The organism is Methylobacterium sp. NFXW15, assembly GCF_049887755.1.
Classification (GTDB): Bacteria; Pseudomonadota; Alphaproteobacteria; order Rhizobiales; family Beijerinckiaceae; genus Methylobacterium.
Genome location: NZ_JAGEKG010000001.1, coordinates 771,600 through 794,388, shown reverse-complemented (window position 1 = coordinate 794,388; position 22,789 = coordinate 771,600). Strand labels below are relative to the sequence as shown.

Annotated in this window: 21 protein-coding genes; 10 read left to right on the top strand and 11 right to left on the bottom strand. The window is 67.9% G+C overall.

What is annotated here, in order from left to right; all coding sequences use genetic code 11:
* Nucleotides 1-5: 5 nt before the first annotated feature.
* The 3 genes from J4O73_RS03795 to mnmG are packed head-to-tail and all read right to left on the bottom strand — an operon-like array spanning nt 6 to nt 3,378.
* The gene (locus J4O73_RS03795) at nt 6-863 is read right to left on the bottom strand and encodes a ParA family protein (protein ID WP_426214692.1); all 858 of its coding nucleotides are present in this window, start codon (nt 861-863) and stop codon (nt 6-8) included.
* Entirely contained in the window at nt 860-1,495 is a 636-nt protein-coding gene (rsmG, locus tag J4O73_RS03790; RefSeq protein WP_426214690.1) for a 16S rRNA (guanine(527)-N(7))-methyltransferase RsmG, read from the bottom strand. Before rsmG ends, J4O73_RS03795 begins: the two co-directional genes overlap by 4 nt.
* Nucleotides 1,492-3,378: a tRNA uridine-5-carboxymethylaminomethyl(34) synthesis enzyme MnmG gene (mnmG, locus tag J4O73_RS03785; RefSeq protein WP_426214688.1), complete on the bottom strand. Its 1,887-nt coding sequence runs from the start codon at nt 3,376-3,378 to the stop codon at nt 1,492-1,494. The genes rsmG and mnmG overlap by 4 nt, the downstream gene beginning before the upstream one ends.
* Before the next feature lie 361 nt (nt 3,379-3,739).
* On the opposite strand from mnmG, the gene J4O73_RS03780 reads away from it, so the two are divergent.
* Together J4O73_RS03780 and J4O73_RS03775 are read left to right on the top strand one after the other, a co-directional pair.
* Complete coding sequence (locus J4O73_RS03780) at nt 3,740-3,889, top strand: hypothetical protein (RefSeq protein WP_426214686.1); 150 nt, start codon at nt 3,740-3,742, stop codon at nt 3,887-3,889.
* Nucleotides 3,890-4,074: 185 nt separating this feature from the next.
* On the top strand, nt 4,075-5,517 hold the full coding sequence (locus J4O73_RS03775) for an EAL domain-containing protein (protein WP_426214684.1): 1,443 nt from the start codon (nt 4,075-4,077) through the stop codon (nt 5,515-5,517).
* A gap of 115 nt (nt 5,518-5,632) precedes the next feature.
* Here J4O73_RS03775 and panC read toward each other — a convergent pair whose 3' ends face one another.
* From panC to bla, 4 genes are all read right to left on the bottom strand, one after another.
* Nucleotides 5,633-6,481, bottom strand: coding sequence for a pantoate--beta-alanine ligase (gene panC, locus J4O73_RS03770; protein WP_426214682.1), 849 nt, complete (start codon nt 6,479-6,481; stop codon nt 5,633-5,635).
* Between the two features lie 66 nt (nt 6,482-6,547).
* Nucleotides 6,548-6,868: a hypothetical protein gene (locus tag J4O73_RS03765; RefSeq protein ID WP_426214680.1), complete on the bottom strand. Its 321-nt coding sequence runs from the start codon at nt 6,866-6,868 to the stop codon at nt 6,548-6,550.
* Nucleotides 6,869-6,964: 96 nt separating this feature from the next.
* Complete coding sequence (locus J4O73_RS03760; protein ID WP_426214678.1) at nt 6,965-7,444, bottom strand: YbaK/EbsC family protein; 480 nt, start codon at nt 7,442-7,444, stop codon at nt 6,965-6,967.
* Between the two features lie 48 nt (nt 7,445-7,492).
* A complete protein-coding gene (gene bla, locus J4O73_RS03755) occupies nt 7,493-8,377 on the bottom strand; it encodes a class A beta-lactamase (RefSeq protein WP_426214676.1) in 885 nt (294 codons plus the stop codon).
* A 114-nt stretch (nt 8,378-8,491) separates the two neighbouring features.
* On the opposite strand from bla, the gene mnmE reads away from it, so the two are divergent.
* Complete coding sequence (gene mnmE / locus J4O73_RS03750; protein ID WP_426214674.1) at nt 8,492-9,793, top strand: tRNA uridine-5-carboxymethylaminomethyl(34) synthesis GTPase MnmE; 1,302 nt, start codon at nt 8,492-8,494, stop codon at nt 9,791-9,793.
* A 5-nt stretch (nt 9,794-9,798) separates the two neighbouring features.
* On the opposite strand, the gene J4O73_RS03745 is transcribed toward mnmE, so the two are convergent.
* Both J4O73_RS03745 and J4O73_RS03740 read right to left on the bottom strand, forming a co-directional pair.
* Entirely contained in the window at nt 9,799-10,782 is a 984-nt protein-coding gene (locus J4O73_RS03745) for a DUF2891 domain-containing protein (protein ID WP_426214672.1), read from the bottom strand.
* A 13-nt stretch (nt 10,783-10,795) separates the two neighbouring features.
* Entirely contained in the window at nt 10,796-12,418 is a 1,623-nt protein-coding gene (locus J4O73_RS03740; protein ID WP_426214670.1) for an ABC-F family ATP-binding cassette domain-containing protein, read from the bottom strand.
* A gap of 146 nt (nt 12,419-12,564) precedes the next feature.
* On the opposite strand from J4O73_RS03740, the gene J4O73_RS03735 reads away from it, so the two are divergent.
* Nucleotides 12,565-12,825 (top strand): hypothetical protein, encoded by a 261-nt coding sequence (locus J4O73_RS03735; RefSeq protein ID WP_426214914.1) that lies wholly within the window; start codon nt 12,565-12,567, stop codon nt 12,823-12,825.
* 314 nt (nt 12,826-13,139) lie between these two features.
* On the opposite strand, the gene ypfJ is transcribed toward J4O73_RS03735, so the two are convergent.
* Together ypfJ and J4O73_RS03725 are read right to left on the bottom strand one after the other, a co-directional pair.
* A complete protein-coding gene (gene ypfJ / locus J4O73_RS03730) occupies nt 13,140-14,054 on the bottom strand; it encodes a KPN_02809 family neutral zinc metallopeptidase (RefSeq protein WP_426214668.1) in 915 nt (304 codons plus the stop codon).
* 79 nt (nt 14,055-14,133) lie between these two features.
* The gene (locus J4O73_RS03725; protein WP_426214912.1) at nt 14,134-14,988 is read right to left on the bottom strand and encodes a uracil-DNA glycosylase; all 855 of its coding nucleotides are present in this window, start codon (nt 14,986-14,988) and stop codon (nt 14,134-14,136) included.
* 206 nt (nt 14,989-15,194) lie between these two features.
* Here J4O73_RS03725 and J4O73_RS03720 point away from each other — a divergent pair, with 206 nt between their 5' ends.
* The 6 genes from J4O73_RS03720 to J4O73_RS03695 all read left to right on the top strand — a co-directional run bounded on the left by J4O73_RS03720 (nt 15,195) and on the right by J4O73_RS03695 (nt 22,788).
* Nucleotides 15,195-16,868: an electron transfer flavoprotein-ubiquinone oxidoreductase gene (locus J4O73_RS03720; RefSeq protein WP_426214666.1), complete on the top strand. Its 1,674-nt coding sequence runs from the start codon at nt 15,195-15,197 to the stop codon at nt 16,866-16,868.
* A 296-nt stretch (nt 16,869-17,164) separates the two neighbouring features.
* Complete coding sequence (locus tag J4O73_RS03715) at nt 17,165-17,425, top strand: flagellar protein (RefSeq protein ID WP_426214664.1); 261 nt, start codon at nt 17,165-17,167, stop codon at nt 17,423-17,425.
* A 152-nt stretch (nt 17,426-17,577) separates the two neighbouring features.
* A complete protein-coding gene (locus J4O73_RS03710) occupies nt 17,578-19,452 on the top strand; it encodes a tetratricopeptide repeat protein (RefSeq protein ID WP_426214662.1) in 1,875 nt (624 codons plus the stop codon).
* A gap of 255 nt (nt 19,453-19,707) precedes the next feature.
* Nucleotides 19,708-21,381: a formate--tetrahydrofolate ligase gene (locus tag J4O73_RS03705; protein WP_426214660.1), complete on the top strand. Its 1,674-nt coding sequence runs from the start codon at nt 19,708-19,710 to the stop codon at nt 21,379-21,381.
* Between the two features lie 199 nt (nt 21,382-21,580).
* On the top strand, nt 21,581-22,069 hold the full coding sequence (locus J4O73_RS03700) for a MarR family winged helix-turn-helix transcriptional regulator (RefSeq protein WP_378975323.1): 489 nt from the start codon (nt 21,581-21,583) through the stop codon (nt 22,067-22,069).
* On the top strand, nt 22,069-22,788 hold the full coding sequence (locus J4O73_RS03695; protein ID WP_426214658.1) for a response regulator: 720 nt from the start codon (nt 22,069-22,071) through the stop codon (nt 22,786-22,788). The genes J4O73_RS03700 and J4O73_RS03695 overlap by 1 nt, the downstream gene beginning before the upstream one ends.
* The last annotated feature ends 1 nt before the right edge of the window (nt 22,789 follow it).

Sequence of the window (22,789 nt, the reverse complement as noted above, 5' to 3'; positions counted from 1 at the left end):
AAAACTCACGCGGCCGCTGGTACGCGACCTTCCCGCTGAATGACCTCGGAGGCGAGGCGCAGATAAGCCTGGCTGCCGGCGCATTTCAAATCGTACAGCAAGGCGGGCTTGCCGTGCGAGGGCGCCTCCGACACACGCACGTTCCGCGGGATCATGGTCTCGTAGACCTTGTCGCCCATGAAGCCGCGTACATCCGCCACGACCTGGGCCGAAAGGTTGTTCCGCGGGTCGAACATCGTCAGCACGATGCCCTGGATGGTCAAGCGCGGGTTCAGCGCCGTGCGCACCTGCTCGACGGTGCGCAGCAGCTGGCTCAGGCCCTCCAACGCGAAGAATTCGCATTGAAGCGGCACCAGCACCGCATCCGCCGCTGCAAGGGCATTGATGGTCAGGAGGTTCAGCGAGGGCGGGCAATCGATCAGCACGTAGCTGATGCGCTTCAGGCTCTCCGATTGCGCCATGCTGCGCAGAGCGTTGCGCAGGCGGTGTGCCCGGTCCTGCGAGGTCGCCATCTCCATTTCGAGGCCGAGCAGGTCCATGGTCGAGGGCGCGATGGACAGGCGCGGCACGGCGGTCGGGATAACGGTCTGCGCAAGACTCGCCTCCCCCGCCATCAACTCGTAGGTCGAGACCCGGCGGCGAGCCTTCTCGATACCGAGTCCGGTCGAGGCGTTGCCCTGCGGATCGAGATCGATCACCAGCACGTCCTCGCCGATGGCGGCCAGCGCCGTACCGAGGTTGATGGCCGTGGTCGTTTTGCCGACGCCACCCTTTTGATTGGCCAGGGCCAGCACCCGCAGGGGCCTCGCCGGAAGGCCGGTCTCGGGGCGCTCGGAGGCGTCGACCGTCGTCGCGTCGCTCATCGGGGGCTCGGTTCGGTTAGGGCTGTGACCCGCACGATCCGGGCGTCGGACTCTGTCCGACTCGGCACGAGATCGTAGGTGAATGTCCACCGCGCGGCGGCTTGGGTCAATTCCGCCTGCACATCTCGGCCCTTCGGAAAAAGGCCGGTGGTGCCTGATTTCAACAGCGGAGCCGCCCAATCGAGGAGTTGATCGAGCGCGGCGAGCGCCCGCGCGCAGACGATGTCCACCCCCGCCTCGGCAGCAATCACCGCCTCGATCCGGGCATTCCGCACGGTTGCCGGGGCAGCCGTGAGACGGACGGCTTCGGAGAGGAAGGCGCATTTGCGCATGTTGCTCTCAACCAACGTGACATGGATCCCCCTCTCCTTCCCCGCGATGGCGAGGATCAGGCCGGGAATGCCCGCCCCGGAGCCGAGGTCGATCCATCGTTTCGCGTCAGGAGCGAGGGCGAGAAGCTGGAGCGCATCGGCGATATGGCGGCTCCAAACCTCGGAGAGGGTCGAGGGGCCGACGAGATTCTTCACCGTCTGCCATCGCGTGAGTTGCGCGACATAAGTGTCGAGCGCCTGCGTTGTTTCACGTGAAACATCATAGGCCGATAGGACCTGCGCACGCCCCTCCCCGCTCATGCCGACCGCCGTGCGGATCGCTCACTGCGCTTGGCATGGGCCGCCAGCAATGTGAGTGCTGCCGGTGTAACGCCTTCGATCCGGGCGGCCTGACCGAGAGTGCCGGGCCGGACGCTTTCAAGCTTCAAACGCATCTCGTTCGACAGACCGCTGATCCCGGCATAGTCGAGCCCTTCCGGCAGGCGGACGGCCTCATCCCGGCGAAAGGCGGCAATGTCGGCGCTTTGCCGATCGAGATAGACCGCGTAGGTGGCATCCGTCCGCAGTCGATCCGCGATGCGCGGTGGTACCTCGGCCAGTTCCGGCCAGACGGCGGCGAGGCGCGACCAATCGATCTCGGGATAGGAAAGAAGCTGGAAGCCGCTGCGACGGATGCCGTCCCGATTGAGGGCGATGCCGTGTATGGCCGCTTGGCTCGGGGTGAGGCTCAAGGCATCGAGCTTGGCGCGAACCGCATCGAGAGCGGTGCGAGACTGGGCGAAATGCCCCGCACGGTAGGAGCCGACAAGACCGAGCGCGACGCCACGCTGGGTCAGCCGTTCATCGGCATTGTCGATGCGTAGGCTCAGCCGGTACTCGGAGCGTGAGGTGAACATCCGGTACGGCTCGCTGACCCCGTGGGTCATGAGGTCATCGATCATCACGCCGAGATAGGATTCTGCCCGGTCGAAGGTCGCGATCTCCAGGCCGGCCGCCACGCGCGCCGCGTTGAGACCGGCTACGAGCCCCTGCCCCGCCGCCTCCTCGTAGCCGGTCGTGCCGTTGATCTGTCCGGCCAGGAACAAACCCGGCTGCCGCTTCACCTGAAGTCCTGCATCGAGCTCCCGCGGGTCGACGTAATCGTACTCGATGGCATAGCCGGGCCGCACGATCTCGACCCGTTCCAAGCCGGGAATGGCGCGGACGATGGCGTGCTGCACCTCTTCCGGCAGCGCGGTCGAGATCCCGTTGGGGTAGACCACAGGATCGTCGAGCCCTTCGGGTTCGAGGAAGATCTGGTGCCCCTCGCGATCCCCGAACCGGACCACTTTATCCTCGATGGACGGGCAATAGCGCGGCCCCCGGCTGGCGATGCCGCCGGAATACATCGGCGACCGGTGCAGGTTCGCGCGGATGATGTCGTGGACCGCCTGCGTCGTTCGTGTGATGCCGCAGGCAATCTGCGGTGTGGTGATCCGCTCGGTGAGGGTGGAGAACGGGACAGGATCCTCGTCCGCTTCCTGCATCTCCAATTGATTCCAGGCGATGCTGTCTCGGGCGAGGCGAGGGGGCGTACCCGTCTTCAGCCGACCCATGCGGAGGCCGAGCCCGTCGAGGCCGCGCGCGAGCCCAATCGAGGGCGCCTCCCCCACCCGGCCAGCCGGGATTTGGACCTCTCCGATATGGATGAGGCCTCGCAGGAAGGTACCGGTGGTGATCACCACGGCCCCGGCCGACAGGGCCGTGCCGTCGCCGAGCATGATGCCAGCGATACGTCCGCTTTGATCCCGCATGAGGTCTTCACAGGCACCCGCCACGACGTGAAGGTTGCGGGTTTCGGCGACGGCGGCTTGCATCGCTGCTGCGTAGAGCTTGCGGTCGGCCTGCGTTCGGGGCCCCCGCACGGCCGGTCCCTTTCGCCGGTTCAGGAGACGGAACTGGATGCCTGCCGCATCGGCCACACGGCCCATCAAGCCGTCCAGAGCATCGACCTCGCGGACCAGATGGCCCTTGCCCAAGCCCCCGATGGCGGGATTGCAGGACATGGCGCCGATGGTCGCCGGATCGTGCGTGACGAGCGCCGTGACGGCGCCACAGCGAGCAGCGGCCGCAGCGGCTTCGACGCCGGCATGGCCACCGCCGACGACGATCACGTCGAAGCGGGTGGGGCGGGAAATGGGCATGCCCGTGCTTACGCGCGCGGGCGGGTGTGGGTCAACGCGGGCGAGTGATTCGCTGTTCGATCCATGGAGGGCAGCCCCGGGGTGGAGCGCCGCTGCACACCAGCTCGGCAAAGGATGCGAGGATTGTGCAGGTGTACTGAATAATGCTGCGAAAAGCGGCGCGTTCTATTGGCGTAAAGGGGAATGTGGCGAGATCTTGCGGGAATTGCCCCACGTCGGTTACAACATTGTCACGGTATAGGTGAGGTGAAGAATCAATGCATCGCCTGCGGTGAGAGTGAGATCCGCAGCACTTCCGGCTCAGGCCATGTGACGTTGCGAGCCTCATGCCGGGCAACAATCCCTTGGGAGGGAGGCGGTCATGTCGTCGGTTGTCATTGGTCTGGGCACGGCTTGTTGTGCGGCGGGGGCCGCTGCTCATTTCCTCGATAAGACGCATCGGCAGGAGGGGGCCTTCGGGCTTGCAGGTTTCACATTCCTGATGATCGGGATGTACCTGACCCGCGCCTGACGCGGCATGGGTGTTTCACGTGAAACACCGTCAGCCCTGGCCAAGCCACAGCCGATAAAAAATCGTACGCCCGAGCCAATGACGGGCTTGCCGCCGGTGAACGCCTCGGCAACAACTGATCTTGCTTAGCATCCGCGCGCTCATCGAGCCACGGATGCTCTCGATCACGACGGATGATGGTGACGATGGCCCGGGTCTTCGGCCGGAATATAGGGCTGTGGACTGCCGGATTGGTCGGCCTCGTCACGATCGGCCCCGTGGCCGTCTTCTCGCCCAGCGCCGCCGCCCTCTCACTGGCGGTCGTGGGAAGCCTCGCCGCCGGAACTTCGCTGGCACGGATCTCGACGCTGAACGCGCGTTGCGAGAAGCTGTCGAAGGAGGTCGACATTCTGTCGCAGCGGCTGCTGAAGATCGAAGCCGCGCCAGCGCCACGCCCTGTTCCTGTCGAGGCCGGGCCGGGAGATCTACGCAGCGAGGTGCATGAACTCACTGTCGAGATCGGCCTCCTCAGCGGCATCGTCCGCGATCTGAGCGCGGTCATCCGCAGCCAGGACGATGAGATCGCGGCCCTCAAGGCAAAGCCAGTCACCCCCGCCGCTTTGCCCAAACCTAGCGCGCCTCCGCCCTCACCTGCTGTCGTGACTCCTCCCCCGATCTCGGTTCCACCGGTCGAGACGGCGTGGACACCTCCGGCCCTTACCCGCCCGGTCGAGTCGTCTGAGCCTGCCGCCATCGAGCTTCCGGTCTCGCCCGTGCTCCGGCCGATCCCGCCCCGTCCCCTGGATCCGCCACGCGGACCGGACGACACGGCGATCCTTGCTGCGTTCGACAGGGATCAGATCGAGGTTTATCTTCAACCGGTCGTCACCCTGCCCCAGCGCAAGGTGGTGGCCTACGAGGCCCAGGCGCGGTTGCGGGTCGACGATCAATCGCTCGAAGCCGGGCAGATCCTATCCGCGCTGGAGCGGCATGGCCGCACCACCGAACTCGACCGGCGCATGCTCGCGCGGACGGGCACCATCGTCCGCCACTTGGCCCGGCGCGGAAGCGATGCCCGGGTCACCTATGGCTTGTCGCCGCTCTCCCTGTTCGAGCTCGGTTTCCTGAAGGAGATCGGCCGGATGGCGGGCGATGAGCAGGGGCTGGCCGGGCTGGATATCGCCCTGTCGCAGGCAAGCTGGCGGGGCCTCGATAGTGGCCAAACCGGCCTGCTCTCGGCGCTACGTGGCCGTGTCGGCTTCAGCCTCGACCGTCCCACGGATCTGCGATTCGATGCGCGGGATCTCGCCGACCACGGCATCGCCCAGGTGAAGGTGCCTGCCGAGCTGCTTCTGCGGCCGACCGTGGCACGGGGTGCGCTCACCGACATCGCCGTAGAGGATCTGGCCCCGGCCTTAGCCCGCGCCCGCGTCCGTCTCGTCGTCACGGACGTCAACACCGAAGCCGATGTGCCGGATCTCATCGATCTCAACGTGCCCTATGCGCAGGGCGCGGTCTTTGCCCCCGCCCGGCCGGTGCGCGGCGATATCCTCGCGTCTCTCCCACCCGAGCCGACACCTCCGCCACCTCAGGACGATCCGGGGCCGGAGCGCCGCTCCTTCCGCTCGCTCCTGCGCCGAGCGGGCTAAAGTCGTATCCGACTGAGTTGGGCCGCCCTGCTCGATGATTCCCGGCCGTCTTTGCTGGCGCAGCAAAGCAATCCAGGGAGGCGCACCGTTCTGACGCGTCCCACTGCCCTTGGCGTCAGACCGGCACGTTGTCGATCAGCCGGGTCCGCCCGAGATAGGCTGCCACGAGCACGCGAGCCGGGCCGGTCACGCGCTCGACCGGAGCGAGGCTCGCCGCATCGCAGACCGACAGGTACTGCACGCTGAAGCCCGCTGCTTCCAAAGCACCGATACCCTCTGCCACCGGCCCGGCGACGGGGCCGCCCCGGCGGGCCTGCTCGGCAATGCCGGCGATGACCGCGTGAAGTTGGGGCGCGCGGCTACGCTCCTCGGCGGACAGGTAGCGGTTGCGAGAGGAGAGGGCGAGTCCGTCCGCCTCCCTGATGGTCGGTACGCCGCGGATCTCCGGAGCCATATCGAGGTCCGCCACGACACGGCGGATCACCTGCAATTGCTGAAAATCCTTTTCGCCGAACAAGGCGAGATCCGGCCGAACCTGGTTCAGGAGCTTGGTCACAACGGTCGCGACGCCGGAGAAGTGGCCCGGCCGCAGGGGTCCGCAGAGCCCATCCGTTAAACCCGCGACGTCGATCCGCGTGGCGAAGCCCGCCGGATACATGGTCGCGACATCCGGCATCCAGGCGGCGTCGGCCCCCGCAGCCGAAAGGGCCGAAAGGTCGGTCGCGACGTCGCGCGGGTATCGCGAGAAATCCTCTGTGGGGCCGAACTGGGTCGGGTTCACGAAGATGCTCACCACCACGCGGCGCGCGGCGCGCTTCGCCTCGGCCACGAGGGTGAGATGGCCCTCGTGCAGGGCGCCCATCGTGGGGACGAGAGCGACGGTTTCGCTCGCGGCCCGCCACGCGGCCACGGTCTCGCGCAGGGTCGGGAGGTCGGAAAGGGGGAGCGGGGTGGAGGCTGTCACGGCCGGACCTTCGTTGGTTCGGCGCCGGTCTAACCGATTTTTCCGCTCAGGGGAGGCGGGGCTACCTCATGGGCAATAGGGCAGCAGCGAGCGCCCATACGGATCATCGACGCCGAGCGGCGGAGTGAAGCCGTAGTAGCTCGGTTTGCCGAGGCCGTAGGGCGAGCCGACATAGCTCGGATCGTCCGGCGCGTTGGTCGGCGTCGGCACGCGGCGCGGGGTGCACACGACCTTCACCCGGCGCTTCACGACGGCGACGGTGCTGCCGTCCGTCCCGTCACCCCGGGGAAAGTAGCGGGGGGCCGAGCCAGGGCCCGGATCGCCGTAGGTTTCGGACAGGTCGGCGGCGACGGCAGGCCCAGCGAGCATCACGAGCGCCAGCGCCATTCCTCCGCCCAGCCGCACAGCCTCGCTCCCTCATCCCCGCAGAGCCTTCGACCTTGGCGGTGGATGGTAAACGATCGGTTAGCCGTGCCTTGCCCGTCAGACCAGCGCAACGACCTTCGCCGAAAGTGCCGCCACGAGGTCGGCCTCGGTCAGGCAGATCTGCAGCCCCCGGCCACCCCCGTTGACATGGATCTCGTCCGTAGATGCGGTGAGCGACCCGGCATCAATAGCGGTGGGGAAGGGGCGTTTCTGGCCAAGGGGGCTGATGCCGCCGACATGGTAGCCGGTGAGTCGCTCGGCATCGGCGGGCTTCAGCATCGCGGCGGCCTTGCCTCCGAAGGCGGCGGCCACACGCTTCATTGACACTTCCTTGTCCGACGCGACGAGCAGGCACACGGTGCGTCCATCGACGGCCGCCATCAATGTCTTCAGCACACGTGAGGGCGGCACGCCCAACGCTTCGGCCGCCTGAAGGCCGATGCGCGGCGCATCCGCGTCGTAATCGTAGGTGTGGAGGCTGTAGCGGAGGCCTGCCTTGTCGAGGGCAAGTGTCGCGCGGGTCGTCTTCGGGGCCATGCTGCGAGTTCTAAAGCATGGCCGTTTTTGACGGCAATGCGGATCGGCTCACAGTCCGACATGCCGGGCGATCAGGCGGCCAACCTCCGCATGGGCGGCTTCGCAGGCGGCCTGCGGCGCGCGCGCGCCGGTGAGATAGATCGCAGCCACCAGGGGAGCGCGGCCCGGTGGGCGCAGGATCGCCACCGTATTGTATGTGCCGTTGTCGCCGCTGCCGGTCTTGTCGCCGACGATCCAGTCAGGGGGCAGACCCGCGCGCAGGCGCTTGAAGCCCGTCTGCGCGCCGACCATCCAGCCTTCCAGGCGCTGGCGCGAAACCGGGGTGAGGGCGGCGCCGAGGAGGATTCGCGCCAGCGTGCCGCGCATCGCCAGTGGAGTGGTGGTGTCGCGCGGATCGTCGGGGATCGCGGTGTTGAGGGTCGGCTCAGTCCTGTCGAGGCGCGTGACGGCATCGCCGAGGCCGCGCACCCATTGCGTCAGTCCTGCCGGGCCGCCCAGGAGGGATAATTGCAGGTTCGCGGCGGTGTTGTCGCTCCACTCCATGGAGGCGGCGCAGAGATCCGCGACACTCATCCGGCCGCCCCGCTCGACCAGCGCTTTGCGGGAGACAGGCGCGTAGCTCAAGAGGTCTGCTTCCTGCACCGTGAGCGATCGCTCAAGCCGCTCGGCGCCAGCATCGACGCGGGCGAGAACGGCAGCCGTCGCCAACGCCTTGAAGGTGCTGCACATCGGAAAACCCTCGTCCCCCCGGTACGCCAGCGGTACGATCCCCTCCCCCGCGACGCTGATCCCCAGGCGCCCGCCCGTCCCGGTCTCAAGGGCGCGAAGGCGCGCCTCCGTCTCATCGGCGGCGTGGGCGGGCAGGGGTAGGGAAAGCGGCAGGGCCGTCGCGAGAAGGCTTCCGCAGAGCGCGCGACGCGTGACTAGCGACATGGAGCGATACTCTCCCCGAGGTGTGTCGCATCAGACCTCGCGCGGCCTTGCGGCTGTTCCGTGGCACTCCCCGTGATAGGAGGCCGCGACGGTTGCGGCGGAGGTTCGACCCCAATGGCAGAAACGCTATTCGCCCCGGCGAGCGGTTTCGGCCGGGCGGCGGTGGCGGTGCTCCGCGTCAGCGGACCGGAGGCGGGCGCGGTGCTGGCGGCCCTGGCCGGATCGCCGCCCCCCGCCCGGCGCCTGTCGCTACGCACCCTGCGCGATCCGGCGGACGGCACGGTGCTCGACCGTGCCCTGGTCGCCTTCTTTCCCGGCCCCGAGACCTATAGCGGCGAGGACATGGCCGAGCTGCACCTGCATGGCGGGCTGGCCGTGCGGGCACGTGTGCTGGCGGCTTTGTCCCGCCAGCCCGGTTGTCGTCCGGCGGGGCCGGGCGAGTTCACCCGCCGGGCCGTGCTCAATGGGCGGATGGATCTGGCGGAGGCCGAGGGTGTCGCGGACCTGATCGATGCCGAGACCGAAGGGCAGCGGCGGCAGGCCCTGCGCCAACTCGAAGGGGCCTTGAGCCGACAGGTCGCGGCTTGGCGGGACGAGGCGATCGATCTGCTCGCGGGCGCCGAAGCCGCCCTCGATTTTTCGGACGAGGGCGATGTCGATGAGGACGGGCTCGGTGCCGCCCTGATCGGCCGTGCCACGACCCTGCGGGATGCGATCGCAGCGGCCCTGGCCGACGGGCGGCGGGGCGAACGTCTGCGCGACGGGTTCTGGGTCGTGCTGGCGGGCGAGCCCAATGCGGGCAAATCCACCCTGTTGAATGCTCTCGCCCGGCGTGAGGCGGCCATCGTTTCGGAGATCCCCGGCACCACCCGCGACGCCATCGAAGTGCGGCTCGATCTCGAAGGCCTTCCCGTGGTGCTGGTCGATACGGCGGGCTTGCGCGATACGGATGAAGCCGTGGAGGCGGAGGGCATCCGCCGCAGCCGGGCATGCATTGCCGAAGCCGATCTCGTGCTTGCGCTGGTGCCGCCAGGCGGCGTTGCCCCCGATCTCGGCGCGGCTCCCAACCTTCTCGTTCACACGAAGGCGGACCTCTCGTCCGAACCATCGGAGGGGCTCGCGGTCTCGGCCCGGACGGGGGAGGGGCTCCCCGCCCTGCTCGACGCCTTGCGGGAACGGGCCGAAGCCGGAATGGGCGAAGGCGATGCGCTCATCACCCGCGCCCGGCACCGCGAGGCGCTGGAACGCTGCCTCGATCATCTCGACCGTCTCTGCGCCGGGGTTGCGGGCGGACTGCCGGAACTCGCTGCGGAAGACCTTCGCCTCGCCGTGCGGGCGCTCGGTGAAGTCGGAGGGCATGTGGGCGTCGAGGATGTGCTGGACCGATTGTTTGCCGGCTTTTGTATCGGGAAGTGAGCCAATCAGGCGTCGAGGGCCAGCAGAGCGAAACTCGCGAGCCAATGCGAGCCCATATAGCCGCCCTCGAGATGGGGCATGGCGGCGTCGAGATGGTTGCGCGCGGCCTCCTGCATCGGCACGCGGCGGGGATCGCCTTCGGGTAGCGCTTCGGCGAGGCAGCGCAGGCACCACGCGCGGCTGAGATTAAGCCCGTCGAGATGGGCGATCTTTCCATCGCTGCGGTCGGTCACGCGGGCAGGCGTGAACAGGGTGGCGGGCTCTCCCCCCGCGAGGCGTGGCAGGAAGCGGCCGAACCACTCCACGAAGGCGTCCGGGGGAAGGAGCCGCCGGAGACATTCGGCCTCGATCAGCGCGGGCGAGAGGAAATCGTCTCCGCTCGGCTCGCCCCAGGCGGGGCAATCCGCATCCGCCCCGTACCATGCGAGCGCCGTCTCGCGGATCTGTGCCAGCAGCGCGTCATCGGCGAAATCGGCGGCGAGCCGCAGGGCGAAGGCCGTGTTGAAATGGGTGCCCACGCGTACCGGGTAGGGGGCGATGGGCAGGAAGTCTGCAAAGCGCTCCGCGATCCGTGCGGCGAGCGGGGCGAGGGCATGGCCCCAGCGCGGCGTCTCGGCCCCATCGAGTTCCGAGGCGAGCTTCAGGAGCCACGCCCAGCCATAGGGACGCTCGAAGCCCCGCGCCGCCGGGGCATCGAGGGTCGCGCATTCCCCGGCGATCCTTTCCGGCACCAGGGACCTGTCGAACAGGGCGCGGATCTCTGGTGCCCGGCCCGAAGCTGGATAGAGCCTAAGCAGCCGGGCGAGCAGCCAATAGCCGTGGACGCAGGAATGCCAGTCGAAGCTGCCGTGGAAGACCGGGTGAAGGGCGGCGGGCGCCCGTACATCCTCCGGTCCGGCGAAGACGATGCCCGGCTTGTGCGGGTATTCGCGGGTGACGTGCGAGAGCGCGATTCCCGCGAATCGCTCCGCGATCTCCAGCGTCACCATGCGGGCTTACCCCTCAGCTGCGCAGGCCCGGCGCCTCCCGGCCCGTGCTGGCGACGTATTCCGTGTAGCCGCCGCCATATTGGTGCGCGCCCTCGGGCGTGATCTCAAGCACGCGGTTCGACAGGGCGGCCAGGAAGTGCCGATCGTGCGAGACGAACAGCATCGTCCCCTCGAAGGCGGAGAGCGCTTCCACCAGCATTTCCTTGGTGCCGATGTCGAGGTGGTTGGTCGGCTCATCAAGCACGAGGAAGTTCGGCGGATCGTAGAGCATCAGGGCCAACACCAGCCGGGCCTTCTCGCCGCCCGAGAGCACGCGGCAGCGCTTCTCGATGTCGTCCCCGGAGAACCCGAAGCAGCCCGCAAGCGTGCGCAGCGAGCCCTGTCCCGCCTGTGGGAAAGCATCCTCAAGGGTCTGGAACACGGTCCGCTCGCCGTCGAGCAAATCCATGGCGTGCTGCGCGAAGTAGCCGAGCTTCACGCTGCCGCCGACGGTGACGGAGCCGGAATCCGGTGTCGTGGTGCCGGTGACGAGCTTCAGGAGCGTCGACTTGCCCGCACCGTTGACGCCCATCACGCACCACCGCTCCTTGCGACGGATCGCGAAATCGAGCCCATCATAGATGGCGCGGCTGCCGTAGCGCTTCTCGACGCCCTTGAGCATCACCACGTCGTCGCCGGAGCGCGGCGGTGCCTGGAACTCGAAGGCCACCGATTGGCGGCGCCGGGGCGGCTCGACGCGCTCGATCTTGTCGAGCTTCTTCACCCGGCTCTGCACCTGGGCCGCATGGGAGGCGCGGGCCTTGAACCGCTCGATGAATTTGATCTCCTTGGCGAGCATCGCCTGCTGGCGCTCGTACTGCGCCTGCCGTTGCGCCTCGTTCTGGAGGCGCTGCTGCGCGTAGAAGGCGTAATCGCCCGAATAGGTGGTCAGCGTGCCGCCATCGATCTCGATGACCTTGCCGACGATGCGGTTCATGAACTCCCTGTCGTGGGAGGTCATGAGCAGGGCGCCGTCATAGCCGCGCAGGAAATTCTCGAGCCAGATCAGGCTCTCGATGTCGAGGTGGTTCGACGGCTCGTCGAGGAGCATCACGTCGGGGCGCATCAGCAGGATGCGGGCGAGCGCCACGCGCATCTTCCAACCGCCGGAGAGGGCGCCGACATCGCCTTCCATCATCTCCTGGCTGAAGCCGAGCCCGTCCAGCGTCTCCCGCGCCCGCCCGTCGAGGGCGTAGCCGTCCAGTTCCTCGAACCGGCCCTGCACCTCGCCGTAGCGCTCGATCAGCGCCTCCATCTCGTCGGCCCGGTCCGGGTCGGCCAGGGCTGCGCCGAGTTCGGCGAGTTCGGCCGCGACCTCGCTCACCGGTCCCGCCCCGTCCATCACCTCCGCGACGACGCTGCGGCCTGCCATCTCGCCGACATCCTGGCTAAAATAGCCGATCGTCACCCCGCGCTCGGACTGGACCTGACCCTCGTCGGGCTGCTCCTCACCGGTGATCATGCGGAACAGGGTGGTCTTGCCCGCCCCGTTCGGGCCGACGAGGCCGATCTTCTCGCCGCGCTGAAGCGCCGCGCTGGCCTCGATAAAGACCAGTTGTTTGCCGTTCTGCTTTGTTATGCGGTCGAGGCGTATCATGATGCGGGCGGCTGTCCGGCGGGTATCCGGCGGCAGTTACGTCATGGACGGCTCCAGCGCAAAGCTCGGCAAGCATGGCTGCGCGGCGTCGCACCCGGGAAACGGGGCGCGTGCCGGGAGTTGCCAAGCGCAACAAGAGGACAACGATGCTGTTCGGCTGGTGGAAGACGAGCATGGACATGTCCATGCTCGCGATGGAAGCGCAGGGCGTGATCCTGCAGCGTCTGACGATGCTCTCGATGGGCGGTCCTGCGGCGCAGGTGGAGGCGCAGCGCATGGTGACCGAGAAGGTGCTCGCGGCGGGCGAGGCGATGATGATGATGGCCTCCGGCGCCTCGAACCAGAAGGTGATTCACTCCTATCGCCGCAAGGTCCAGGCGAATGCGCAGCGCTTGAGCCGGGGGTAGGAGCAGGCCGGGGAGCGGGAAGCCAACCTTCCCCCCCCCCCTCACCCTCATCCCGAGGTGCCCGGCTTGCCGAGCCTTCCTTCGAGGCGGCTATCGCCGCACCTCAGGATGAGGTCGTCGGCTAGAGCCGTATCCGACCGAGTTGAGCCGCCCCCGTCGATGGATTCCCGGTCGTCTTTGCGAGCACAGCGAAGCAATCCAGGGCAGCGGGACGCTTTAGAAGGGTGCGCCTCCCTGGATTGCTTCGCTAACGCTCGCAAAGACGGAGGCACGTGACCCAACTGGGTCGAAGACGGCCCTAGAAGGCGGCTTCCTCAGTTCCCCGCCGTCCTGAACGTGTCGCAGGACTTGGTCTGACCGCTCTTGTAGCCGGCCATGAACCAGCGTTGGCGCTGAGCCGACGAGCCGTGCGTGAAGGAATCCGGCACGACGTAGCCGCGTGAGCGCTGCTGCAGAGCGTCGTCGCCGATCTGAGCGGCGGCGTTCAGCGCCTCGTCGATGTCGCCCTGCTCCAGCTCGGCGTACTTGTCGTTGGAGTTCTTGGCCCAGACGCCCGCGAGGCAGTCGGCCATCAGCTCGATGCGCACCGAGAGGGCGTTCGCCTCTGTCTTGCTGGATGCCTGCTGCTGGCGCGCCTGTACCTTGCCGAGGATGCCGAGCACGTCCTGCACGTGGTGGCCGACCTCGTGGGCGATCACGTAGGCGTAGGCGAAATCGCCCTTCACGCCGAACTTCTGCGCCATTTCCTTGAAGAAGCCGGTGTCGAGGTAAACCTTCTTGTCCAGCGGGCAATAGAACGGGCCCATCGCGGCCTGGGCCGAGCCGCAACCCGAGCGGGTTCCGCCCGAATAGAGCACCAGGGTCGTAGGGGTATAGGCCTTGCCCGTCTGCTGCGGCAGGATCTGAGTCCACACGTCTTCGGTGTTGCCGAGGATCTTCGAGGCGAAGCGCCCGCTCTCGTCGGTGGGGGCTTGGCGCCGCTTCGCCTGGGTCTGCGGGTCGACCTGCTCCTGGCGCTGGCCGCCGCCACGTCCGATCTGCTCGGCGCCGCCCATCAGGATCGCCGGGTTGATGCCGGTGAAGTAGCTGATGATCAGCACCACCACGATGGCGCCGATACCGAGTCCGCCCGCGCCGCCGCCGGGGAAACCCATCCCGCCACCGCCGCCGCCGCCCTCGCCGCGTCGGTCCTCGACGTTGTCAGAGCTTCGAAGATCTTCCCAGCGCATGATCCCGCCATCCGTGCCGCACCGGCCGCATCCGGCTTGGTCTAATGGCGGGAGGGGAGACCCGGTTCCGAGCCCACCGTCAAGCTTTCCCGTCGAGGGCTGCCCGCAGGGCGCGAAAATCCCGCCAAGCGAGGCGCTTCTGGAGTGGCTGGCGTAACAGGAAGGCCGGATGCAGCGTCGCCAGCAGCCGTGTCTCACGGGAGGGAAGGGCGTAGGTGAAGAACCGCCCGCGCGTCTTCAGGATACCGTCCTTGGTGCCGGTCAGCGTCTGCGTCGCCGGGGCGCCGAGGCAGACGATCAGGTCGGGATCGACCAATTCGATCTGCCGTTCCACGAAGGGACGGCACATCGCCACCTCCTGCGGGGTCGGGTTGCGGTTGCCCGGCGGGCGCCAGGGCACGACGTTGGCGATGTAGGCCGAGGTGCGGTCGAGGCCGATCGCGGCCATCATCTTGTCGAGCAATTGGCCCGAGCGGCCCATGAAGGGCTTGCCGATCCGGTCCTCGTCGGCGCCGGGCGCCTCACCGAGAAACATCACCCGCGCCTGCGGATTGCCGTCCCCGAACACGAGGTTCTTGGCGGTGAAGCGCAGGGGGCAGGATTCGAACCCGGCCAGGATCGCTTCCAGTTCCTGAAGGCTTGCCGCCGCGCGAGCCTGGGCCCGGGCATCGCCCGCCGCCGCCTCGGGCTCCGCGGATGCGGCGCGGCCGTAAGTCGCCCGCGGCGGGGGAGGGGAGGGGGGTGAGGCGACAGGAATGGCTTGAGGTGTGGCTTGCCGCGGCGCCGACCTCCGGGGCCGGGGGGCGGGCTCCGGTGCATCCGCCTCCGTGAAGCGGTCATGCGGCTTCTCGTCGAGCGCGACATCGACCCCGGCCTCCGTGTGGAAGTCGAGGATGGCGATCAGGTCGGCCTGCGCGTCGGCGGGATCGGGCATGGAGGGGAAATGGGGTTCGCTCACCCTGTGGACAATTCCCGTTCGCCCCGATGCGTCAAGGGGATGCGGGCCATCCTCCGCCGTCTTCGCGCGTTGGGAGGACCGTGGCGGTGGAACACCCGTCAATCTACCAGCTTGCGTTTCCAGCTTGGAATGGGTTCAGACGGCAGTCAAAGCGACAGACAAGAAGATCAGGAGTGGTGAGGATGGCGCTGCCCGAACGGGAAAGCATGGATTTCGATGTGGTGATTGTCGGCGCGGGGCCTGCGGGCTTGTCGGCCGCGATCCGCCTGAAACAGCGCGCCGCCGAAATCGGTGAGGAGATCAGCGTCGTGGTAGTGGAGAAGGGCTCCGAGGTCGGCGCCCACATCCTCTCCGGCGCCGTGATCGATCCGATCGGCCTCGATGCCCTGCTGCCCGAGTGGCGGACGGATCCCGAGCGTCCACTCAAGACCGCCGTCGAGCGGGACGAGTTCATGATGCTCACCAAGAACAGCGGCATCACCCTGCCGAACCTGTTCTTCCCCAAGCTCATGTCGAACCACGGCAATTTCGTCGGCTCGCTGTCGAACGTGTGCAAGTACCTCGGCGCCCAGGCCGAGGCGCTCGGCGTCGAGATCTATCCGGGCTTCCCGGCCTCCGAGGTGCTGTTCGATGAGGCGGGCGCGGTGGTCGGCATCGCCACGGGCGATCTCGGCATCGGCAAGTCGGGCGAGCCGCGCGACGACTACACCCGCGGCATGGAGCTGCGCGGCAAGTACACCGTGTTCGGCGAGGGCGCGCGCGGCAACCTCACCAAGGGGCTCATCGCCCGCTACGGGCTGAACGCGAACAGCGACCACTTCAAGTACGGGCTCGGGGTGAAGGAGCTGTGGCAGCTCGCGCCGAACAAGTTCGAGCCCGGCCTCGTCCAGCACACGATGGGCTGGCCCCTGCCGAACAAGGCGGGCGGCGGTAGCTGGCTCTACCATTTCGACGACCACCTGCTCTCGGTCGGCTTCGTCACGCACCTGAACTACGAGAACCCGACCCTGTCGCCGTTCGAGGAGTTCCAGCGCTTCAAGACCCACCCGATGATCGCGGAGACCTTCGAGGGTGCCAAGCGCATCGGCTATGGCGCGCGCGCGATCATGGAGGGTGGCTGGCAATCGGTGCCGAAGCTCGTCTTCCCCGGTGGCTGTCTCGTGGGCTGCTCGGCGGGCTTCGTGAACGTGCCCCGCATCAAGGGCTCGCATAACGCGGTGCTCTCCGGAATGCAGGCGGCCGACGCCATCGCCGACGCGCTCAAGGCGGGCCGCCAGGGCGACGAACTGACGGTCTACGACCAGGGCTGGCGCGACAGCCCGATCGGGCAGGACCTGAAGCCGGTGCGCAACGTGAAGCCGCTCTGGTCCAAATACGGGACGCTGGTCGGCATCGGCCTCGGCGGCATCGACATGTGGGCGACGAGCATCCTCGGCGCCTCGCCCTTCGGCACGCTCGGCCATGGCAAGCCGGACCATGCCTGCCTCAAGCCGCTCTCCGAGGTGACGCCGATCACCTATCCGAAGCCGGACGGCAAGCTGACCTTCGACCGGCTCTCCTCGGTCTACCTCTCGAACACCAACCACGAGGAGGACCAGCCTCCGCACCTGAAGGTCCGCGACATGGAGCTTCAGAAGCGGTCCGAGCACGACGTGTTCGGGGGCCCCTCCAACCGGTATTGTCCGGCGGGCGTCTACGAGTGGGTGGAGGACGCGGCGGCCTCGGACGGTGTGCGGTTCCAGATCAACGCGCAGAACTGCGTCCACTGCAAGACCTGCGATATCAAGGACCCGAACCAGAACATCGACTGGGTGACCCCGGAAGGTCCGGGCGGGCCGAACTACCCGAATATGTAAGCACGGCCGGTTCTCCCTCCCCCCTTTGCGGGGATCGTTGCGACATTCAAAAGCTCCTCCGTCTTTGCGAGCGAAGCGAAGCAATCCAGGGATCCGCCACGTCTATAGACGGTCGCGCTGCCCTGGATTGCTTCGCTGACGCTCGCAAAGACGGTGAGTGTGTCCCGGAGCTTGAGTTCCGCAACGATTCCCCCGGCGATCCATCTCGACGCCCTCGGGTCGCTCGCCGGGTGGATCATTCAAATGCAAGGGATTTCGCGGGTGAAGCCTTGAGGCCTTTCGGCCAGGGTGGCGGCATGACCGATGCCCTGACGATCGCGACCGGCGGCATGAACGCGGCGGCCCAGCGGCTCGACGCCGTGGCCGGGCGCGTCGCCACCTTCGGCACGGAGACGGTGCCGGACGCGAGCCGCGGCACCCTGCCGCCCGCCGCGACAGTCGAGCTCTCGACCACGGCCCTCGACCTGATCGAAGCGAAGGCGAGCTTCTCCCTGAACGCCGCTGTCGCGCGCACCGCCGACAGGATGACCCAGCGGACCCTCGACATCCTGGCCTGACGCAGCCGTGAGGCCCGCGCCATCCTTTCGCCTTGCGGGGATGGCGGGATGAGTCCAGTCTCCCGGCGCATTTCGCCCGGGCCCCTTGCGCCCAGCATGTTTTCAGGCGTCCGGCCCTACCGGGCCCGGCGCCTCAGGAGCCGGAACGGTTCATGACCCATCTTCGCGCCCGCCGCACCGCTTCGGCGCTCGCCCTCCTGATCGCCACCGGTCTCGTGCCCGGTGCGTACGCGGCTCAGCCGAAGGAGACCGTTTCGTCCCCGGCGGGCGATTACGAGCCGGCGGAATCGCTCGAAGGCAACTTCCTCTCGGCCTACATCGCCGGGGCGGCGCGCGACACGACGGCGGCAGCCACCTTCTACCGCGAGGCCGTGCGCGCCGATCCGCGCAACGCGGAACTCGTCGAGCGCGCCTTCATCTCCCTGTTGGCGGACGGCGCCCTGCCGGATGCGTTCCGCCAAGCCGAGAAGCTCGTGGCGCGTGACCCCACCAACGGGCTCGCGAACCTGTCCCTCGGCGTCCGCCAGATCAAGGCGAGCCAATGGTCCGCCGCCCGCCAGAACTTCTCGCGCAGCGGCCGGGGCGCGGCCACCGACCTCACCGCCACGCTTCTGACCGCGTGGTCCTTCGCGGGGGCGGGCGACGGCAAGAAGGCCCTGGACACCGTCAACAAGCTGCGGGGCGAGCGGTACTACAACACCTTCCGCGACTATCATGCCGGCCTGATCGCCGCCGTGACCGGCGACGACAAGGAGGCCGAGGCGCGCCTGAAGGTCGCCTACGAGGGTGACCGCAACACCCTGCGCATCGTCGATGCCTATGCCCGCCAGGAGGCCAGCATGGGCCGCACCGACGTGGCGATCCAGGCCTATTCCGACTTCGACAAGCTCTCCCCGCGCCATCCGCTGGTGCGCGACGCCCTCGACAAGCTGAAGGCGGGCAAGCCGCTCGGCAAGCTCGTCACCAATGCGCAGGAAGGCGCCGCCGAGGTGCTCTACGGGCTCGGCTCGGCGGGCTCGACGCAGGGCGACGAACTGCCCGCCGTGATCTACCTGCGCCTCGCCCTCTACCTGTGGCCGGATCACGGCCTCGCGCGCCTGACGCTCGCCGACACCCTCGACCGGATGAAGCAGCCCGAGCGCGCGAACGAAGCCTATGCGCAGATCCCGGCGAACTCGCCCCTGAAGCTCAACTCCGACATCCAGATCGGTCTCAACCTCGAGCAGATGGGCAAGAGCGACGAGGCCCTGGCGCAACTCAACGCCGCCATGAAGGCGCATCCCGACGACATCGACGTCATCACGGCGCTCGGCAACGTCCAGCGGGCGCGCAAGCAATATGCGGAGGCCGCGCAAAGCTACACCCGCGCCATCGAGCTGATCGGCGACCGGCCCGTCACGAACTACTGGACCACCTACTACTTCCGGGGTGTCGCCTACGAACGTGCCAAGCAATGGCCCAAGGCCGAGGCCGACCTGAAGAAGGCTCTGTCCCTGGTGCCGGATAGCCAGCCCGCCGCCAAGGCGCAGGTGCTGAACTACCTCGGCTATTCCTGGGTCGACCAGAACATGAACATCGACGAGGCGTTCAAGCTGCTGCAGCAGGCGGCCGATTCCGCCCCGCGTGACGGCATGATCGTCGACAGCTTGGGCTGGGCCTATTTCCGCCTGGGCCGCTGGGACGACGCCGTGCGGGAACTGGAGAAGGCCGTCGAACTGAAGCCGGGCGATCCGACGATCAACGACCACCTGGGCGATGCCTATTGGCGCGCGGGCCGCCGCCTGGAGGGCAAGTTCCAGTGGCAGCACGCCAAGGACCTCAACCCCGAGCCGGATGATCTCGCCAAGATCAACGAAAAGCTGAAGGACGGCCTGCCCGATACGAGCAAGCCGACTGCGACGGCCGAGAACCCCCCGGCCCCCGTGGCCGCGCCGCACAACCCCGACAACCCCGAACTTCCCAAGGGGGCGCCCCAGCCGCACGAGGCGCCGGGCGCGGCCGACAAGGCCAAGAAGTCCGGAGGTTGAGGAGCGAGCGCTGATACCCCTCTCCCGCGAGCCGGGAGAGGCGGCCGACTCTCGTTCCAATCCGTCTTTCGAGGACCGACGACGGTCTCCCACAGGGCAAGAGCTTTTTGTCCGGTCCTTGAGAAAAATCGACGCGCATTTCCCTGCGCTTTGCCTCACATTATGGCCACGATCGCACCGTGCCGCCCTTCGAGCGGCGACCGCGCGCGGCAGTGCCGCCGGGGTGCAGTGTGCGTGTGACAGGGAGGGAAGCCCATGCCGTCCGATATCGAAATCGCCCGCGCGGCGACCCTGAAGCCGATCGCTCAGGTCGCCGAGAAGCTCGGCATCCCGGACGAGGCCCTGCACAATTACGGCAAGCATATCGCCAAGCTCGACCACGGCTTCATCGCCGGGCTCGAAGGCCGGAAGGAGGGCAAGCTCGTCCTCGTGACGGCGATCTCGCCGACACCCGCGGGCGAGGGCAAGACCACGACGACCGTCGGCCTGGGCGATGCCCTGAACCGCATCGGCGAGAAGACCATGATCTGCCTGCGCGAGCCCTCGCTCGGGCCGTGCTTCGGCATGAAGGGCGGCGCGGCCGGCGGCGGTAAGGCGCAGGTCGTGCCGATGGAGCAGATCAACCTGCACTTCACCGGCGACTTCCACGCCATCACCTCCGCGCACAGCCTCGCGGCAGCTTTGATCGACAACCACGTCTACTGGGCGAACGAGCTCAACATCGACGTGCGCCGCATCCACTGGCGCCGCGTCGTCGACATGAACGACCGGGCGCTGCGTGCCATCAATCAGTCGCTCGGCGGCGTCGCCAACGGCTTCCCGCGCGAGGACGGGTTCGACATCACGGTCGCCTCCGAGGTGATGGCGGTGTTCTGTCTCGCCAAGGATCTCGCCGACCTTGAGGAGCGGCTCGGCCGCATCGTCATCGCCGAGACCCGCGACCGCAAGCTCGTGACCCTGAAGGACGTGAAGGCCACGGGCGCCATGACGGTGCTCCTGAAGGACGCCCTGCAGCCGAACCTCGTGCAGACGCTCGAAGGCAACCCGGCCCTCATCCATGGCGGCCCGTTCGCCAACATCGCCCATGGCTGTAACTCGGTCATCGCCACCCGCGCCGGCCTGCGGCTCGCCGATTACACGGTGACGGAAGCGGGCTTCGGCGCCGATCTGGGGGCCGAGAAGTTCCTCGACATCAAGTGCCGTCAAGCGGGCATCAGCCCCTCGGCGGTGGTGATCGTGGCCACCGTCCGCGCCCTCAAGATGCATGGCGGCGTGAACAAGAAGGATCTCGGCGGCGAGAACGTCGAGGCGTTGGAGAAGGGCTTCGCCAACCTCGCGCGCCACGTCACCAACGTACGCAACTTCGGCCTGCCGGTGGTGGTGGCGGTGAACCACTTCTACGCCGACACCGATGCCGAGCACGCCAAGCTCAAGGCGCTGTGCAGCGAGAAGCTCGGCGTCGAGGCCATCACCTGCAAGCACTGGGCGGATGGCGGTGCCGGTGCCGAGGAACTGGCCCGTGCCGTGGTGAAGCTGTCGGAGGGCGGCGCCCAGGCGATCCGCTACACCTACGAGACCGAGTCGAAGCTCTCGGACAAGATCCGCGCCATCGCGACGAAGCTCTACGGGGCGGCCGACATCCAGATCGAGTCCAAGGCCGCGCAGAAGCTCGCCGCCTTCGAGAAGGATGGCTACGGCAACCTGCCGATCTGCATGGCCAAGACGCAGTACTCGTTCTCGACCGACCCGGCGCTGATCGGCGCGCCGGAGGGCCACGTGGTGGCGGTGCGCGACGTGCGCCTCTCGGCGGGCGCGGGCTTCGTGGTGGCGATCTGCGGTGAGATCATGACGATGCCGGGCCTGCCCAAGGTCCCCGCTGCCGATACGATCCGCCTCGATGCCAACGGCCAAATCGACGGGCTGTTCTAGGCGTCCGCCTGTCGCTGTCGCGGCCGATGACAGGAGGGACGGGGCCGATGCCCCTTCCCTCCCGTCAGGCTTGACGGGCCTCGCCCGCGCTGAGAAACGTCACGGGTACTGACCTATCGCCCGTTCGGGGAGCGGCCGCGCCGTGACACCGATTGCCCCGCGCGAGGAGCCTTTCGTCTCGAAATCCGTCGTCGGCACGGTGCGGCATGAGCCCGCCGGAGACGACCTGATCGAGCTCCTGTTCTTCGCCTATCGTGACTTCGTCGGCGATCCCGACCGGATCCTGTCGGCCTACGGCTTCGGCCGGGCGCACCACCGGGTGCTGCACTTCGTCGACCGCTATCCCGGTCTGACCATCGCCGAGCTCCTCGACATCCTGCGGATCACCAAGCAGAGCCTCAACCGGGTTCTGAAGGACCTGATCGGCCAGGGCTATGTCGAGCAGCGGCCGGGCACGAGCGACCGGCGCCAGCGACTCCTGACCTGCACCGAATCGGGCGCGGCGCTCGCCGCAGACCTCACCCGCGTCCAGGCCCGGCGCCTCGCGCGGGCGCTCGCCTCGCCGGACGCGACCGCCTCACCGGAGGATTTCCTGATGGCGATGATCGAGCCGGAGGACAGGCCGGCGGTACGCCGCCTCATGGCCCGCCGGAGCGTGCGGCCCGTGCGCGACGGAGGAGGCGCTTGATGGCTCATCCCGTCCGGACCGAGGCCGCCGACCTGCCTGACGAGGCGCCCCACATCCTCGTGGTCGATGACGACCGGCGCCTGCGCGAATTGCTGGCCCGTTACCTTGCGGAGCAGGGCTTCCGTGTGACGGCGGCGGCGAGCGCCGAGGAGGCGCGGGCTCGCGCCCAGGCCCTCGTCTTCGACGCCATGGTGCTCGACGTGATGATGCCCGGTGAGAACGGGTTCGATTACGCCCGCAGCGTGCGTGAGACCTCGAAGGTCCCGATCCTGATGCTCACCGCCCGCTCGAACCCCAACGACCGGGTGATGGGGCTGGAGATCGGCGCCGACGATTACCTGCCCAAGCCCTTCGACCCGCGTGAACTGACGCTGCGTCTCAACAACATCATCAACCGGGGGCCCGTCCGACCGCGCGACGCAGACGCGGCGCCCGTGGCGTTCGGGCCTTTCGTCTTCCGCCCGGACCGGGGCGAGTTGCGCCGCGACGGCGAGACCCTGCGCATCACCGAGCGTGAGCGCGAGATCCTGTCGATCCTCGCCCAGGCCGCCGGCGCGGCCGTCGAGCGCGAGCACTTGGCCGGGGTGGGCGGTGCCGCAGCCGAGCGCGCCATCGACGTGCAGATGAACCGCCTGCGCCGGAAGATCGAGGTCGATCCCGCCAACCCGTCCTTCCTGCAGACGGTGCGCGGCGTCGGCTACCGGCTGGTGATCGACTGAG